Genomic DNA, 13,534 nt, shown 5'->3' on the forward strand with positions numbered 1-13,534 from the left:
GTTGGTGTTCAGTTCGCGGCCGTGGCGGCGCTTGCGGACGAGGCCGCCGAGGGCGCGGGCGGCACGGTCCACGGCGCGTCGCGCCACGGGCCGCCGTTCACGTCGCTTTGGCCGTTTGCACTTGGGGCGTCGCTGCCGGTTTCGACCGGTGGCACAAGGCCTGCGTCGTGCGCGTCGAAGCCGCCGCCGAGCGCCGTGATGAGCGCCATCTGCTGGTCGCGGCGCTGCATCTTGAGGTTCGAGACGGTTTGCTCCGCGGCGAGACGGTTCTGGTCGGCGTTGAGCACCTGGAGCTGCTCCGAGAGCCCCGCCTTGTAGCGAATCACGGCGAGCTGGTACGCCTTGGTCGAGGCGTCGAGCGCGCGCTGGGCGTCCACGAGCTGCTGGTCCGCCGAGCGGATCGACGAGACCTGCGTGGCCACTTCCTGGAACGCGTTGATGAGCGTCTGGTTGTAGTTCGCCACATCGAGGTCGAAGTCGGCATAGCGGCCCTTCAACTGCGCGCGCAGCGCGCCCGCGTCGAAGATCGGCAGATGCACGGCCGGGCCGAAGTTCATCTGACGGCTCGAGAAGGTGAGGAATTTGCCCCAGCCGAATGCATCGAGGCCGGCGGCCGCCGCGAGGTTCACGTCCGGATAGAACTCGGCCTTGGCTTCCTTCACGTCGTGCATCGCGGCCTCGACCTGCCAGCGCGCGGCGACGATGTCGGGCCGGCGCGCCACGAGGTCGGCGGGCAGGTTGCTGGGCAGGGCCACCTTGGCGACCGGGTTGAGCACCGGCTGCGCGATCTGCAGGCCGCGGTCCGGGCCCTTGCCGAGCAGCGCGCCCAGCTGATAGCGCACGTTCTGGATCTGGCCGTCGATCTGCGTGAGGTTGGCCTGGCTCGTCGCGATGTTGCCGTTCGCGGTCTGGCGCTCGACGTTGGTGTCGAGGCCCGCCACCACGCGGCCGTCGGTGATCGTGCCGATGGTCTTGCGGTTGTCGATTTCGCGCGCGGCGATGTCGCGCAGCGCGTAGAGCTGGGCGAGCTGGTTGTAGGTGCGCGCGACCGAGGCGGCGAGCGTGATGCGCGCCTGCTGCATGTCGGCCTGGGCGGCGCGCTGCTGCGAGACGGCCTGGGCGAGGCGCTGGCGGTTCTTGCCCCAGAGGTCCAGATCCCACGACGCGCTCGCGAGGACGTTGTTCTCGCTATACCAGCTGCCACCGTAAGGCGGCGGGAAGATCGTGTTTTCCGTGTAGATCTCGCGGGTCCACGAATAGCTCGCGTTGGCCTTCGGGTAGAGCGCCGCTTTCGACGTATCGATATACGACGATGCCTTGGCGATGCGCGCCTGCGCCTGCGCGATGGTGGGGTTGCCCTCGAGCGCTTCGTCGATCAGCCTGGGCAGCTGCGGGTCGCCGAACTGCTGCGCCCAATCGAGCGTCGGCCATTGGCCGCCCTCGGCCGGAATGCTCTGCGAGGTCTCGAACTGTTGCGGTTGCGCGATGGTCTTGTCGCTCTTGACGCCGAAGTAGTTCGCGCAGCCCGCGAGCGCGAGTGTCGCCACCGCGGCGGCGACGGCTCCCCGGCAGGAGAGCGCTGGCGCAAACTGGGTTTGAGGTTTCATTGCTCGTCTCATGGCGTGAGAAGGTGAGGTAATACTGGACGTTGCAGCTATTTTTGTTTGCAGCGATCTCAAATTTGCTTGCCGCGTCATCAATTGGCCGGCGGGTTTTGCCCCGCACCCGGGCCCGAATTCTGGATAGCTTCGCAGCTATTGGAGAGAACCCGCCGCAACATGCTCTTCAGGAAGCCGATTTCCTCGGGCGTGAGGCCCTGCGAGAGCTGATCCGTCACGCTCGTGAAGATCGCCGGCATGCGCGCGGCGATGGCCTCGCCCTCGGGCGTGAGCGCAAGGCGCACGGCGCGGCGGTCCTCGGAGCTGCGCACGCGCTTGAGGAGGCCGCGCTTTTCCAGCCGGTCGACGAGGCGCGTCACCGCGCTCGCGTCGATGCCGTACTCGCGCGCGAGCTCCGCCGCGAGCACGCACTTGCCGCTCGCCACCATGAACAGCACGCTCGCTTGCTGGCTCGTCACGCCGAGTTCGGCGACGGTGCGCTGGGTGATCAGGTTCGACATCGTCGATTTCACCCGCGAAATGAGGTAGCCAACGCTTTCGCCGAAGTCGTAATCGCGGACTTCGGGAGGTACCGTGGGAGTCGGATCCGTCATGTTTCTGCTGCGACTGCAATGATTGACCAGGCAGCAATTATAGGGTCCGTTAGTTGACGCGGCAAGGATTTATTGTGGCAGGGCGAAGAAACCTTTGCCGGGTAAGGTCTTAATTGGGCCAGATGCGCGTGAGCAAATTGCCCCCGGCGGAGCGCTCTGCCACGAGCGGCTGCGCTAGTCCAGCCGGAAGACTGCGACCAGGGCGCCCACTTGAGCCCATTGGCGCGCCTTGGGTATGAGCACGATCAATTCATCCACACGTGCTATAATTTCAGGTTCCCAAAAGTGCGTCATCGCAGCGATGCTGAACTGATCCGCCGGCCGAAAGTCCCGGGCGGATCGAGGCGGCGGCCGCGTGCCCGAGCCGGGCCTGCCAGCAGGGCATGCGCGGCGCACTCAACTGTACCCAGGTTCCTATGTCCCGCGCCCTTCGCAACATCGCCATCATTGCCCACGTCGACCACGGCAAGACCACGCTCGTCGACCAACTGCTGCGCCAGTCCGGCACCTTCCGCGACAACCAGCAGATCGCCGAACGCGTCATGGACTCGAACGACATCGAAAAAGAGCGCGGGATCACGATTCTCGCGAAGAACTGCGCGGTCGAGTACGAAGGCACCCACATCAACATCGTCGACACCCCGGGCCACGCCGACTTCGGTGGCGAAGTGGAGCGCGTGCTCTCGATGGTCGACTCGGTGCTGCTGCTCGTCGACGCCGTGGAAGGCCCGATGCCGCAAACGCGCTTCGTCACGAAGAAGGCGCTCGCGCTCGGTCTGAAGCCCATCGTCGTCGTCAACAAGATCGACCGTCCGGGCGCGCGTATCGACTGGGTGATCAACCAGACGTTCGACCTGTTCGACAAGCTCGGCGCGACCGAAGAGCAGCTCGACTTCCCGGTCGTCTACGCCTCGGGCCTGAACGGCTACGCGTCGCTCTCCGCCGATGCGCGCGATGGCGACATGCGTCCGCTGTTCGAGGCGATCCTCGAGCACGTGCCGGTGCGCGACGCCGATCCGGAGGGTCCGCTCCAGCTCCAGATCACCTCGCTCGACTACTCGACCTACGTCGGCCGTATCGGCGTGGGCCGCATCAAGCGTGGCCGCATCAAGCCGGGTCAGCCGGTGGCGCTGCGCTTCGGCCCGGACGGCGACGTGATGAACCGCAAGATCAACCAGGTGCTGTCGTTCAGCGGCCTCGAGCGCGTGCAGGTCGAATCGGCCGAAGCCGGCGACATCGTGCTGATCAACGGCATTGAAGATATCGGCATCGGCGCGACGATCTGCGCGGTCGATACCCCCGAAGCGCTGCCGATGATCACGGTGGATGAGCCGACGCTCACGATGAACTTCCTCGTGAACTCGTCGCCGCTCGCCGGCCGCGAAGGCAAGTTCGTGACGAGCCGCCAGATCCGCGACCGTCTCACGAAGGAGCTGAACCACAACGTGGCGCTGCGCGTGAAGGACACCGGCGACGAAACCACGTTCGAAGTCTCGGGCCGTGGCGAGCTGCACCTGACGATCCTGATCGAAAACATGCGCCGCGAAGGCTACGAGCTGGCCGTGTCGCGTCCGCGCGTGGTGCTGCACGAAGTCGACGGCGTGAAGATGGAGCCGTACGAACTGCTGACGGTCGACGTCGAAGACGCCCACCAGGGCGGCGTGATGGAAGAGCTGGGGCGCCGCAAGGGAGAAATGCTCGACATGGCCTCGGACAGCCGCGGCCGCACGCGTCTGGAATACAAGATTCCGGCGCGCGGCCTGATCGGCTTCCAGGGCGAGTTCATGACGCTCACGCGCGGTACGGGGCTGATGAGCCACGTGTTCGACGAATACGGTCCGATCCGCGAAGGCTCGCTCGGCGAGCGCCGCAACGGCGTGCTGATCTCGCAGGACGATGGCGCCGCCGTCGCCTACGCGCTGTGGAAGCTGCAGGACCGCGGCCGCATGTTCGTGAAGCCGGGCGACGCGCTGTACGAAGGCATGATCATCGGCATCCATAGCCGCGACAACGACCTCGTCGTGAATCCGATCAAGGGCAAGCAGCTCACCAACGTGCGCGCCTCGGGCACCGACGAAGCCGTGCGCCTCGTGCCGCCGATCCAGATGTCGCTCGAGTACGCCGTGGAATTCATCGACGACGACGAGCTCGTGGAAGTCACGCCGCAGTCGATCCGTCTGCGCAAGCGCCATCTGAAAGAGCACGAGCGTCGCCGCGCAAGCCGCGAAGCCGCTGCCGAGTAAGCGTAGTCGTTGATTTTTTGCGCACTGCAATGCAAGTACGGAGACAAGAAAGCCGCCTCTTTGTGGGCGGCTTTTTTGCATCCGGCGGTAATTGCGCTGCAGTGCAAGAAGAGTGCGTTGCAAACGCCGCAAAGGCCCGTCTGCAAAGGGTTTGCGTGTGCGCTTGTGCCACATTGCAATCTATGGGGAGTATCACTTCTGTGATATCCTCCGCGGATGCATGATTTAGGTCCTTCCAAGCAGACTTGATTCGCAATCCGCTAAACGGTCAGGCCGTGGCGCGGAAGGTTGAGTAACCCGCTATTTCTCGAGAAACTCGAAGAAAGGTGAGCGTAAATGTCGGAAACGATGAAGCAGTTTCAGCTGAACTCCTACCTGTTCGGCGGCAATGCTCCGTATGTCGAAGAGCTATACGAAGCATATCTTGATAACCCTGCGTCCGTACCGGACACCTGGCGTGAATACTTCGACGCACTGCAAAACGTGCCGTCGTCGAGCGGCACGACCGATAACGACATCGCCCATGGGCCGATCGTCGAGTCGTTTGCCCAGCGCGCCAAGGCCAACGCGTTCATCCCGCGCGGCGGTGGCGAAGATCTCGCCACGGCGCGCAAGCAAGTATACGTTCAGTCCCTGATTGGTGCTTATCGATTCCTCGGCTCGCAATGGGCCAATCTCGATCCGCTCAAGCGCCGTGAACGTCCGAACATCCCCGAGCTCGAGCCCGCGTTCTACGACTTCACCGAAGCCGACATGGACGAGACGTTCAGCGCCACGAACCTGTATTTCGGTTTCGAGCGCGCGTCGCTGCGCGAGATCGTCAAGGCGCTGCGCGACACGTACTGCGGCACGATCGGCGCCGAGTACATGTACATCAGCGATCCTGAACAAAAGCGCTGGTGGAAGGAGCGTCTCGAGTCGATCCGCTCGACGCCGAGCTTCTCGAACGACAAGAAGAAGCACATCCTGCAGCGCCTGACGGCCGCCGAAGGCCTCGAGCGCTTCCTGCACACCAAGTACGTCGGCCAGAAGCGCTTCTCGCTCGAAGGCGGCGAGTCCTTCATCGCCGCGATGGACGAAGTCGTCCGTCACGCGGGCGCGAAGGGCGTGCAGGAAATCGTCATCGGCATGGCCCACCGCGGCCGCCTGAACGTGCTCGTGAACACGCTCGGCAAGATGCCGTCGGACCTGTTTGCCGAATTCGAAGGCAAGCACGTGGACGACCTGCCGGCCGGCGACGTGAAGTACCACAAGGGCTTCTCGTCGGACATCGCCACTGAAGGCGGTCCGGTCCACCTGTCGCTCGCGTTCAACCCGTCGCACCTCGAAATCGTCAACCCGGTGGTCGAGGGCTCGGCGAAGGCCCGTATGGATCGCCGCGGCGACGACAACGGCCTGCAAGTGCTGCCGGTGCAGATCCACGGCGACGCGGCCTTCGCGGGCCAGGGCGTCGTGATGGAAACGCTGAACCTCGCGCAAACGCGCGGTTACGGCACGCACGGCACGCTGCACATCGTCATCAACAACCAGATCGGCTTCACGACCTCGGACCCGCGCGACGCACGCTCGACGCTCTACTGTACCGACGTCGTCAAGATGATCGAGGCGCCCGTTCTGCACGTGAACGGCGACGATCCGGAAGCGGTCGTGCTGGCAATCCAGCTCGCGGTCGATTTCCGCATGCAGTTCCACAAGGATGTCGTGGTCGACATCATCTGCTTCCGCAAGCTCGGCCACAACGAGCAGGACACCCCGGCGGTCACGCAGCCGCTGATGTACAAGACCATCGCGAAGCACCCGGGCACCCGTGCGCTGTACGCCGAGAAGCTCGTGCAGCAGGGCGTCATCACGGCTGAAGACGGCGACAACTACATCAAGGCCTACCGCGCCGCGATGGACGAAGGCCACCACACGATCGACCCCGTGCTCTCGAACTACAAGAGCAAGTACGCGGTGGACTGGGTGCCGTTCCTGAACCGCAAGTGGACCGACGCCGCCGACACGGCCGTGCCGCTCGCCGAGCTCAAGCGTCTGGCCGAGCGCATCACCACGATCCCCGAGAACTTCAAGGTTCACCCGCTGGTCGAGCGCGTCATCAACGACCGCCGCGCGATGGGCAAGGGCGAAGCGAAGCTCGACTGGGGCATGGGCGAGCACCTCGCGTTCGCCTCGCTGGTCGCTTCGGGCTACGCCGTGCGTCTCACGGGCCAGGATTCGGGCCGTGGCACGTTCACGCACCGTCACGCGGTGCTGCACGATCAGAACCGCGAGCGCTGGAACGACGGCACCTACATCCCGCTGCAGAACATCGGCGAGAACCAGGCGCAGTTCACGGTGATCGACTCGGTGCTCTCCGAAGAAGCGGTGCTCGGCTTCGAGTACGGCTATTCGACGGCTGAGCCGAACACGCTCGTCGCGTGGGAAGGTCAGTTCGGCGACTTCGTGAACGGCGCGCAAGTCGTGATCGACCAGTTCATCTCGTCGGGCGAAGTGAAGTGGGGCCGTGTTTCGGGTCTCACGATGCTGCTGCCGCACGGCTATGAAGGTCAGGGTCCGGAGCACTCGTCGGCGCGTATCGAGCGTTTCCTGCAACTGTGCGCCGAGCACAACATGCAGGTCGTTCAGCCGACCACGCCGGCACAGATCTTCCACGTGCTGCGCCGCCAGATGATCCGCCTGTTCCGCAAGCCGCTCATCATCTTCACGCCGAAGTCGCTGCTGCGTCACAAGGAAGCCGTGTCGGATCTGTCCGAACTCGCGAAGGGCACGTTCCAGCCGGTCATCGGTGAAGTGGACGACGCGATCGACGCGAAGAAGGTCAAGCGCGTGGTCGCCTGCTCGGGCCGCGTGTACTACGACCTCGTCGCGCATCGCCGCGAATCGAAGTCGAACGACGTCGCGATCATCCGTATCGAACAGCTCTATCCGTTCGCGCACAAGCAGTTCGAAGCGGAAATGAAGAAGTACGACAACGCGACCGAAGTGGTCTGGGTGCAGGACGAGCCGCAGAATCAGGGCCCGTGGTTCTACATCGAGCACCACCTGAAGGAAGGCATGAAGGAAGGACAGAAGCTCGCCTACAGCGGCCGTCCCGCTTCCGCCTCGCCGGCCGTCGGCTACTACGCGAAGCACTACGAGCAGCAGAAGTCGCTGATCGAAGGTGCGTTCGGCCGCCTGAAGGGCGCGCAACTCGCGAAGTAAGCACACATAGAGCGAATCGAACCGGGAAAGCGCGACTCATGGATCACGCGCTTTCCCGCGCTCACGTGCGCGACCCGGTTCGTCATACGGGGAAAGTCCCCCGACAAGTATTCAGGAAAATTACATGGCTATCGTAGAAGTCAAGGTCCCGCAGTTTTCGGAGTCGGTGTCGGAAGGCACGATGCTGCAGTGGAAGAAGAAGCCGGGCGAAGCTGTTGCCCAGGACGAAGTCGTCATCGAGATCGAAACCGATAAGGTCGTGCTCGAAGTGCCCGCGCCGGCTGCCGGCGTGCTGGCCGAGATCCTCGTCGGTGACGGCGCAACCGTCACGAGCGAACAGCTGATCGCGAAGATCGACACGGAAGCCAAGGCTGGCGCCGTTGCCGCGCCCGCTGCTGCTGCCGCACCGGCTGCAGCCGCTGCTCCCGCAGCCGCACCGGCCGCTGCCGCTGCCGCATCGACGGGCAGCAGCACGGTCGCATCGCCCGCCGCTTCGAAGCTGATGGCGGAGCAAGGTCTGTCGGGCAGCGACGTTGCCGGCACGGGCCGCGACGGCCGCATCACGAAGCAGGACGTGCTCGGCGCCGGCGCACCGAAGGCTGCTCCGGCAGCCGCACCGGCTGCCAAGCCGGCCGCCGCCGCGAAGCCCTCGCTGCCGCAAGTCAACGCACCGGCATCGGCTGCCAACTGGCTCAACAACCGTCCGGAACAGCGCGTGCCGATGTCGCGTCTGCGTGCGCGTATCGCCGAGCGTCTGCTGGAGTCGCAGCAAACCAACGCCATCCTCACGACGTTCAACGAAGTGAACATGGCGCCGGTCATGGACCTGCGCAACAAGTACAAGGACAAGTTCGAGAAGGAACACGGCGTGAAGCTCGGCTTCATGTCGTTCTTCGTGAAGGCCGCGGTCCACGCGCTGAAGAAGTTCCCGCTCGTGAACGCGTCGATCGACGGTAACGACATCGTCTACCACGGCTACTTCGACATCGGTATCGCTGTCGGCTCGCCGCGCGGTCTGGTGGTGCCCATCCTGCGCAACGCAGACCAGATGAGCCTCGCCGACATCGAGAAGAAGATCGCCGAATTCGGCCAGAAGGCCAAGGACGGCAAGCTCTCGATCGAGGAAATGACGGGCGGTACGTTCTCGATCTCGAACGGCGGTGTGTTCGGCTCGATGCTGTCGACCCCGATCATCAACCCGCCGCAGTCGGCGATCCTCGGCGTGCACGCGACGAAGGAACGCGCGGTGGTCGAGAACGGCCAGATCGTGATCCGTCCGATGAACTACCTCGCGATGTCGTACGACCACCGCATCATCGACGGCCGCGAAGCCGTCCTGTCGCTGGTCGCGATGAAGGACGCGCTGGAAGATCCGGCTCGCCTGCTGCTCGACCTGTAATTCGCGTTGTAGCGCGAGCCAGGGCTCACGTCCTGCTCGCGCATCCAGTCTCACACTGAGTGTTGCGCGCGGAATCCGGAAGCCGGACTCCGCGAGCCGCGCTCACGTATCGAAAGGATGACCATGTCCAAAGAATTTGACGTCGTTGTGATCGGCGCCGGCCCTGGCGGCTATATCGCAGCGATCCGCGCCGCGCAGCTCGGCAAGTCGGTTGCCTGTATCGAAAAATGGAAGAACCCGGCCGGCGCGCTGAAGCTCGGCGGCACCTGCCTGAACGTGGGCTGCATTCCCTCGAAGGCGCTGCTCGCCTCGTCGGAAGAGTTCGAAAGCGCCCAGCATCACCTGGCCGACCACGGCATCAACGTCGGCGACGTGTCGCTCGACATCGCCAAGATGCTCGCCCGCAAGGACGGCATCGTCGAGAAGATGACCAAGGGCATCGAGTTCCTGTTCCGCAAGAACAAGATCACCTGGCTCAAGGGTCACGGCAAGTTCACGGGCAAGACCGACGCCGGCGTGCAGATCGAAGTGAGCGGCGAAGGCGAGACCGAAGTCGTCACGGCGAAGAACGTCATCATCGCGACGGGTTCGAAGGCACGCCATCTGCCGGGCATTCCGGTCGACAACAAGATCGTTGCCGACAACGAAGGCGCGCTCACGTTCGACGCGGTGCCGAAGAAGCTGGCTGTGATCGGCGCAGGCGTGATCGGTCTGGAGCTCGGTTCGGTGTGGCGCCGTCTTGGTGCCGAAGTCACGATCCTCGAAGCGCTGCCGGAATTCCTCGGCGCCGCTGACCAGTCGCTCGCGAAGGAAGCCGCAAAGCTCTTCAAGAAGCAGGGCCTCGACATTCACGTTGGCGTGAAGGTCGGCGAAGTCAAGGCCACCGACACGAACGTCACGATCAACTACACGGACAAGGACGGCAACGCGCAAGTGCTCGAAGCCGACCGCCTGATCGTCTCGGTCGGCCGCGTGCCGAACACCGACAACCTCGGTCTCGAAGCGATCGGCCTGAAGGCCAACGAGCGCGGCTTCATCGACGTGGACGACCACTGCGCAACGGCGGTGCCGAACGTCTACGCGATCGGCGACGTGGTGCGTGGCCCGATGCTCGCGCACAAGGCCGAAGACGAAGGCGTGCTGGTGGCCGAGATCATCGACGGCCAGAAGCCGCACATCGACTACAACTGCATTCCGTGGGTGATCTACACCGAGCCGGAAATCGCATGGGTCGGCAAGACGGAGCAGCAGCTGAAGGCCGAAGGCCGCGACATCAAGACGGGCCAGTTCCCGTTCATGGCCAACGGCCGTGCGCTCGGCATCAACAAGGCCGACGGCTTCGTGAAGATGATTGCCGACGCCAAGACCGACGAGCTGCTCGGCGTGCACATCATCTCGGCTAACGCATCGGACCTGATCGCGGAAGCCGTGGTGGCGATGGAATTCAAGGCTGCCGCCGAAGACCTCGGCCGCATCTGCCATCCGCACCCGTCGCTGTCCGAAGTCATGCGCGAAGCGGCGCTCGCCACCGACAAGCGCGCGCTCAACATGTAATGCATCAGGGCAGGGCGGCTATTTTTATCTAGCCGTTTTGCCTCGCAGCACCTTGGTACAGAGGCGGGTGGGCTTTTGCCCTCCCGCCTTTACTCGTTTGTGGTCCACGAAATGAACGTCACCGAATACTACGAAAACGAACTGCAGAAGCGGGGATACAAGCCCGACGCGGCCCAGCGTGCCGCCATCGACCGGCTGCAGCGGTGTTACGACGAGTGGGCCGCATACAAGTCGCGTCGCTCGAACGCGTTCTGGAAGCTCATCAACCACCCGGAACTGCCGCGCGGCGTCTATATGTGGGGTGGCGTAGGCCGCGGCAAGAGCTTCCTGATGGACAGCTTCTATGCGGTCGTGCCCCTGCAGCGCAAGACGCGTCTGCATTTTCACGAATTCATGCGCGAGGTGCACCGAGAGCTCGAAGAGCTCAAGGGCCAGGCCGATCCGCTCGACGAACTCGCGCGGCGCATCGCGAAGCGCTATCGCCTGATCTGCTTCGACGAATTCCACGTCTCGGACATCGCCGACGCGATGATTCTTTATCGCCTATTGGACGGCCTGTTCAAGAACGGCGTGCAGTTCGTGATGACGTCCAACTACGATCCCGATTTGCTTTACCCCGATGGCCTGCATCGCGACCGCATGCTGCCCGCCATCGAGCTCATCAAGGAAAAGTTGGATGTCCTGAACGTCGATGCGGGCATCGACTATCGCCAGCGCACGCTTGCCCAGGTCGAGGTCTATCACACGCCGCTCGGCGCGGCCGCGGACAAGGCGCTGCGCCACTCGTTCGCGCAGCTCGCCGCGGTGCCCGACGAAAGCCCGCTCCTGCGCATCGAAAAGCGCGAGCTCAAGGCCCTGCGCAAGGCCGACGGCGTCGTGTGGTTCGACTTCGCCACGCTGTGCGGCGGCCCGCGTTCGCAGAACGACTATCTCGAGCTCGCGAGCCGCTTTCACGCGGTGATCCTCTCGGACGTGCCGCAAATGACGCCTCGTATGCAGTCCGAAGCGCGCCGCTTCACCTGGCTCATCGACGTGTTCTATGACCACAAGGTGAAGCTGCTCATGTCGGCGGCGGTGCCACCGGAGCAGCTTTACGTCGAAGGCCCGATGGCCAATGAATTCACGCGCACCGTTTCGCGTATCGTCGAGATGCAGTCGAAGGAATATCTCGAAACGCCTCGCCGCATCGTGGATACGTCGCTGACTTAAACGCTCAGGCGTCCGGAGCCGGGCATCCAGGGCGCAAAGCGCCGTCACGGCATCGCAAAACAGGCGCGAATCCGCTTTTTCAAGATTCGGACTCGTCTGATAGGGGCCGCAGGGTCAAGTCGATATCTTTAGTCAGGACAGGTTCTGACAAAGGAGTAGACCATGACCCCCCATCGCGATATTACCGAGGAAGAATGGCAGCGCGTGATGCCGCTGCTGCCAGAATTGCGTCCGCGCTCGGAAATGCGCGGCCGTCCACTCGCCAACACCCGTTCGGTGCTCAACGGCGTCTTGTGGGTCATGTATAGCGGCGCCACGTGGTCGGCCATGCCGCGCCGCTACCCGTCCTATCAAACCTGCCACCGGCGCTTCAAAGCCTGGCATGACGAAGGGGTTCTCAAGCGCGTGATGGCCGAGCTCTTCGGCGAAGAAGGCGTCGCGCTGTGCGACACCATCGAAACGCGCATGCGCAAGCACCTGAGCCGTGCCGAAAAGGCCGCTGCCCGCGTTCAGGAAGGCGTGCCGGGCGTGCCGTCCGCGCCGCGCAATTCGCCGTTCAGCCCGGCCACGCCCGGTGTGCCGCAGCCGTTCAGCTATCGCTCGGTGTACCGGCACACCGCTTGACGGGGCGAGCGCCCCGAGCGCGTGATGCGCACCCGAGACGCCTGCCGAGGCCGCCTTGTTGCAAGGCGGCCTTCGCTTTTTCAGGCAGGCGTGAATTACTGCTGACGCACCCAGGTTTGCGAGCGGCCGAGCAGCGAAATGCCCAGATAGCCGCGCACCACCAGCTTCTGGCCGCCCTCTTCGGTGTGCATCTTGCAGCGGTAGATCTTGCCGTTTTCAGGGTCGAGAATGTGGCCGCCGTCCCATTCGTCGCCGGCCTGCTTCATGCCGTCGATGATCGTCATGCCGAGAATCAGTTGGTCCTTGCGCGAGTCCGTGCACGCGGTGCAGCGGCGGTCAGGGTTGTTGTTCGGCCCGAGGCCCTTGATGACCTTGCCGCTGAGGCCGCCGCTGCCGTCCTCGCTGATTTGCACGAGTGCCTTGGGCTGCCCCGTGTGATCGTCCATCGTTTGCCAGACGCCGACGGGCGAGTTCGACTCCGCATGCGCGGCGAGCACGCTGCCGAGCAGGACTCCAGCCAGCGCGAATTGTCGAGCGGCGCGGGCGGCCAACGAGGGGCTACGGCTGTTGAATTGCAACATGTGTCTTCCTCCACTGATGTTTATCGCTATGTGTGCGTCTAAGCGCCGCGGACTACCGTGCGTGGCCTCGATTGGCGGCGAACCGCGCGGCGCATTCGTTCGCGGCGAAGGCGCGCAGCGGTCAGGGCAGGATACGCGAAAGCGCTGCGCGCGTTTGCGAGGAGAAACTCTAGTCGGCGTGCACGAGCGGTCGGCTTGCAGTTGCAGCACGCGCACCTGCGAGCTCAGGCCGTATGCAGACCGTTGATGGTGTTGTGGTAGCGGTCCTCGTCGTGCGCCGCATAGGCGCTCACCGTGCCGACGACGCTGCGCGTATTGCTGAACAGCAGCGGAGACGAGAGCGAGCCCTTGAGCTTGTCGCTGATGACAGTGCGCTCCACGTAACTGGGCAGACCCGGGTTGTCGACGGGGTTTGCCGCGGTAGTGCGAGGCGTCGAGCTTCGCCGTCAAGCCATCGCTCGCGATGGGTACGGCCGCATGCGCGGCGAGATAGGTGACGTTGTCGCGCCCC

Annotated in this window: 9 protein-coding genes and 1 pseudogene; 6 read left to right on the plus strand and 4 right to left on the minus strand. The window is 64.0% G+C overall.

All coding sequences use genetic code 11. The features are described 5' to 3' along the window. Positions 1 to 8: 8 nt before the first annotated feature. Both BO1_RS05545 and BO1_RS49805 read right to left on the minus strand, forming a co-directional pair. A complete protein-coding gene (locus tag BO1_RS05545; RefSeq protein WP_028216711.1) occupies positions 9 to 1,607 on the minus strand; it encodes an efflux transporter outer membrane subunit in 1,599 nt (532 codons plus the stop codon). A gap of 89 nt (positions 1,608 to 1,696) precedes the next feature. Next, the gene (locus BO1_RS49805) at positions 1,697 to 2,212 is read right to left on the minus strand and encodes a MarR family winged helix-turn-helix transcriptional regulator (protein WP_043283872.1); all 516 of its coding nucleotides are present in this window, start codon (positions 2,210 to 2,212) and stop codon (positions 1,697 to 1,699) included. Positions 2,213 to 2,628: 416 nt separating this feature from the next. On the opposite strand from BO1_RS49805, the gene typA reads away from it, so the two are divergent. From typA to BO1_RS05580, 6 genes are all read left to right on the plus strand, one after another. Further along, on the plus strand, positions 2,629 to 4,455 hold the full coding sequence (gene typA / locus BO1_RS05555) for a translational GTPase TypA (protein WP_028216712.1): 1,827 nt from the start codon (positions 2,629 to 2,631) through the stop codon (positions 4,453 to 4,455). Positions 4,456 to 4,791: 336 nt separating this feature from the next. Beyond that, positions 4,792 to 7,656, plus strand: a complete 2,865-nt coding sequence (locus BO1_RS05560; RefSeq protein WP_028216713.1) for a 2-oxoglutarate dehydrogenase E1 component — start codon at positions 4,792 to 4,794, stop codon at positions 7,654 to 7,656. Between the two features lie 124 nt (positions 7,657 to 7,780). Next, on the plus strand, positions 7,781 to 9,055 hold the full coding sequence (gene odhB / locus BO1_RS05565) for a 2-oxoglutarate dehydrogenase complex dihydrolipoyllysine-residue succinyltransferase (protein ID WP_028216714.1): 1,275 nt from the start codon (positions 7,781 to 7,783) through the stop codon (positions 9,053 to 9,055). Between the two features lie 123 nt (positions 9,056 to 9,178). Continuing rightward, on the plus strand, positions 9,179 to 10,609 hold the full coding sequence (gene lpdA / locus BO1_RS05570) for a dihydrolipoyl dehydrogenase (RefSeq protein ID WP_028216715.1): 1,431 nt from the start codon (positions 9,179 to 9,181) through the stop codon (positions 10,607 to 10,609). Positions 10,610 to 10,720: 111 nt separating this feature from the next. Continuing rightward, the gene (gene zapE, locus BO1_RS05575; protein ID WP_028216716.1) at positions 10,721 to 11,818 is read left to right on the plus strand and encodes a cell division protein ZapE; all 1,098 of its coding nucleotides are present in this window, start codon (positions 10,721 to 10,723) and stop codon (positions 11,816 to 11,818) included. A 162-nt stretch (positions 11,819 to 11,980) separates the two neighbouring features. After that, positions 11,981 to 12,442 carry a transposase gene (locus BO1_RS05580; RefSeq protein WP_028216717.1) on the plus strand — a complete coding sequence of 154 codons (462 nt, stop codon included), beginning with the start codon at positions 11,981 to 11,983 and terminating at the stop codon, positions 12,440 to 12,442. A 95-nt stretch (positions 12,443 to 12,537) separates the two neighbouring features. Here the strand turns inward: BO1_RS05580 and BO1_RS05585 are convergent, their stop codons facing one another. Both BO1_RS05585 and BO1_RS57120 read right to left on the minus strand, forming a co-directional pair. Beyond that, positions 12,538 to 13,023, minus strand: coding sequence for a DUF2147 domain-containing protein (locus BO1_RS05585; protein ID WP_028216718.1), 486 nt, complete (start codon positions 13,021 to 13,023; stop codon positions 12,538 to 12,540). A gap of 189 nt (positions 13,024 to 13,212) precedes the next feature. Further along, positions 13,213 to 13,533, minus strand: a pseudogene (locus BO1_RS57120) (ShlB/FhaC/HecB family hemolysin secretion/activation protein); the annotation flags it as partial. Between the last annotated feature and the right edge of the window lies 1 nt (position 13,534).

The organism is Paraburkholderia oxyphila NBRC 105797, from assembly GCF_000685075.1.
GTDB classification, from domain to species: Bacteria; Pseudomonadota; Gammaproteobacteria; order Burkholderiales; family Burkholderiaceae; genus Paraburkholderia; species Paraburkholderia oxyphila.

Excerpts from the sequence above, each read along its gene's own strand:
- lpdA (WP_028216715.1), top strand. The coding sequence starts at position 9,179 with ATGTCCAAAGAATTTGACGTCGTTGTGATCGGCGCCGGCCCTGGCGGC.
- typA (WP_028216712.1), top strand. The coding sequence starts at position 2,629 with ATGTCCCGCGCCCTTCGCAACATCGCCATCATTGCCCACGTCGACCAC.
- BO1_RS05585 (WP_028216718.1), bottom strand. The coding sequence starts at position 13,023 with ATGTTGCAATTCAACAGCCGTAGCCCCTCGTTGGCCGCCCGCGCCGCT.
- BO1_RS05545 (WP_028216711.1), bottom strand. The coding sequence starts at position 1,607 with ATGAAACCTCAAACCCAGTTTGCGCCAGCGCTCTCCTGCCGGGGAGCC.
- BO1_RS49805 (WP_043283872.1), bottom strand. The coding sequence starts at position 2,212 with ATGACGGATCCGACTCCCACGGTACCTCCCGAAGTCCGCGATTACGAC.
- zapE (WP_028216716.1), top strand. The coding sequence starts at position 10,721 with ATGAACGTCACCGAATACTACGAAAACGAACTGCAGAAGCGGGGATAC.
- BO1_RS05580 (WP_028216717.1), top strand. The coding sequence starts at position 11,981 with ATGACCCCCCATCGCGATATTACCGAGGAAGAATGGCAGCGCGTGATG.
- odhB (WP_028216714.1), top strand. The coding sequence starts at position 7,781 with ATGGCTATCGTAGAAGTCAAGGTCCCGCAGTTTTCGGAGTCGGTGTCG.
- BO1_RS05560 (WP_028216713.1), top strand. The coding sequence starts at position 4,792 with ATGTCGGAAACGATGAAGCAGTTTCAGCTGAACTCCTACCTGTTCGGC.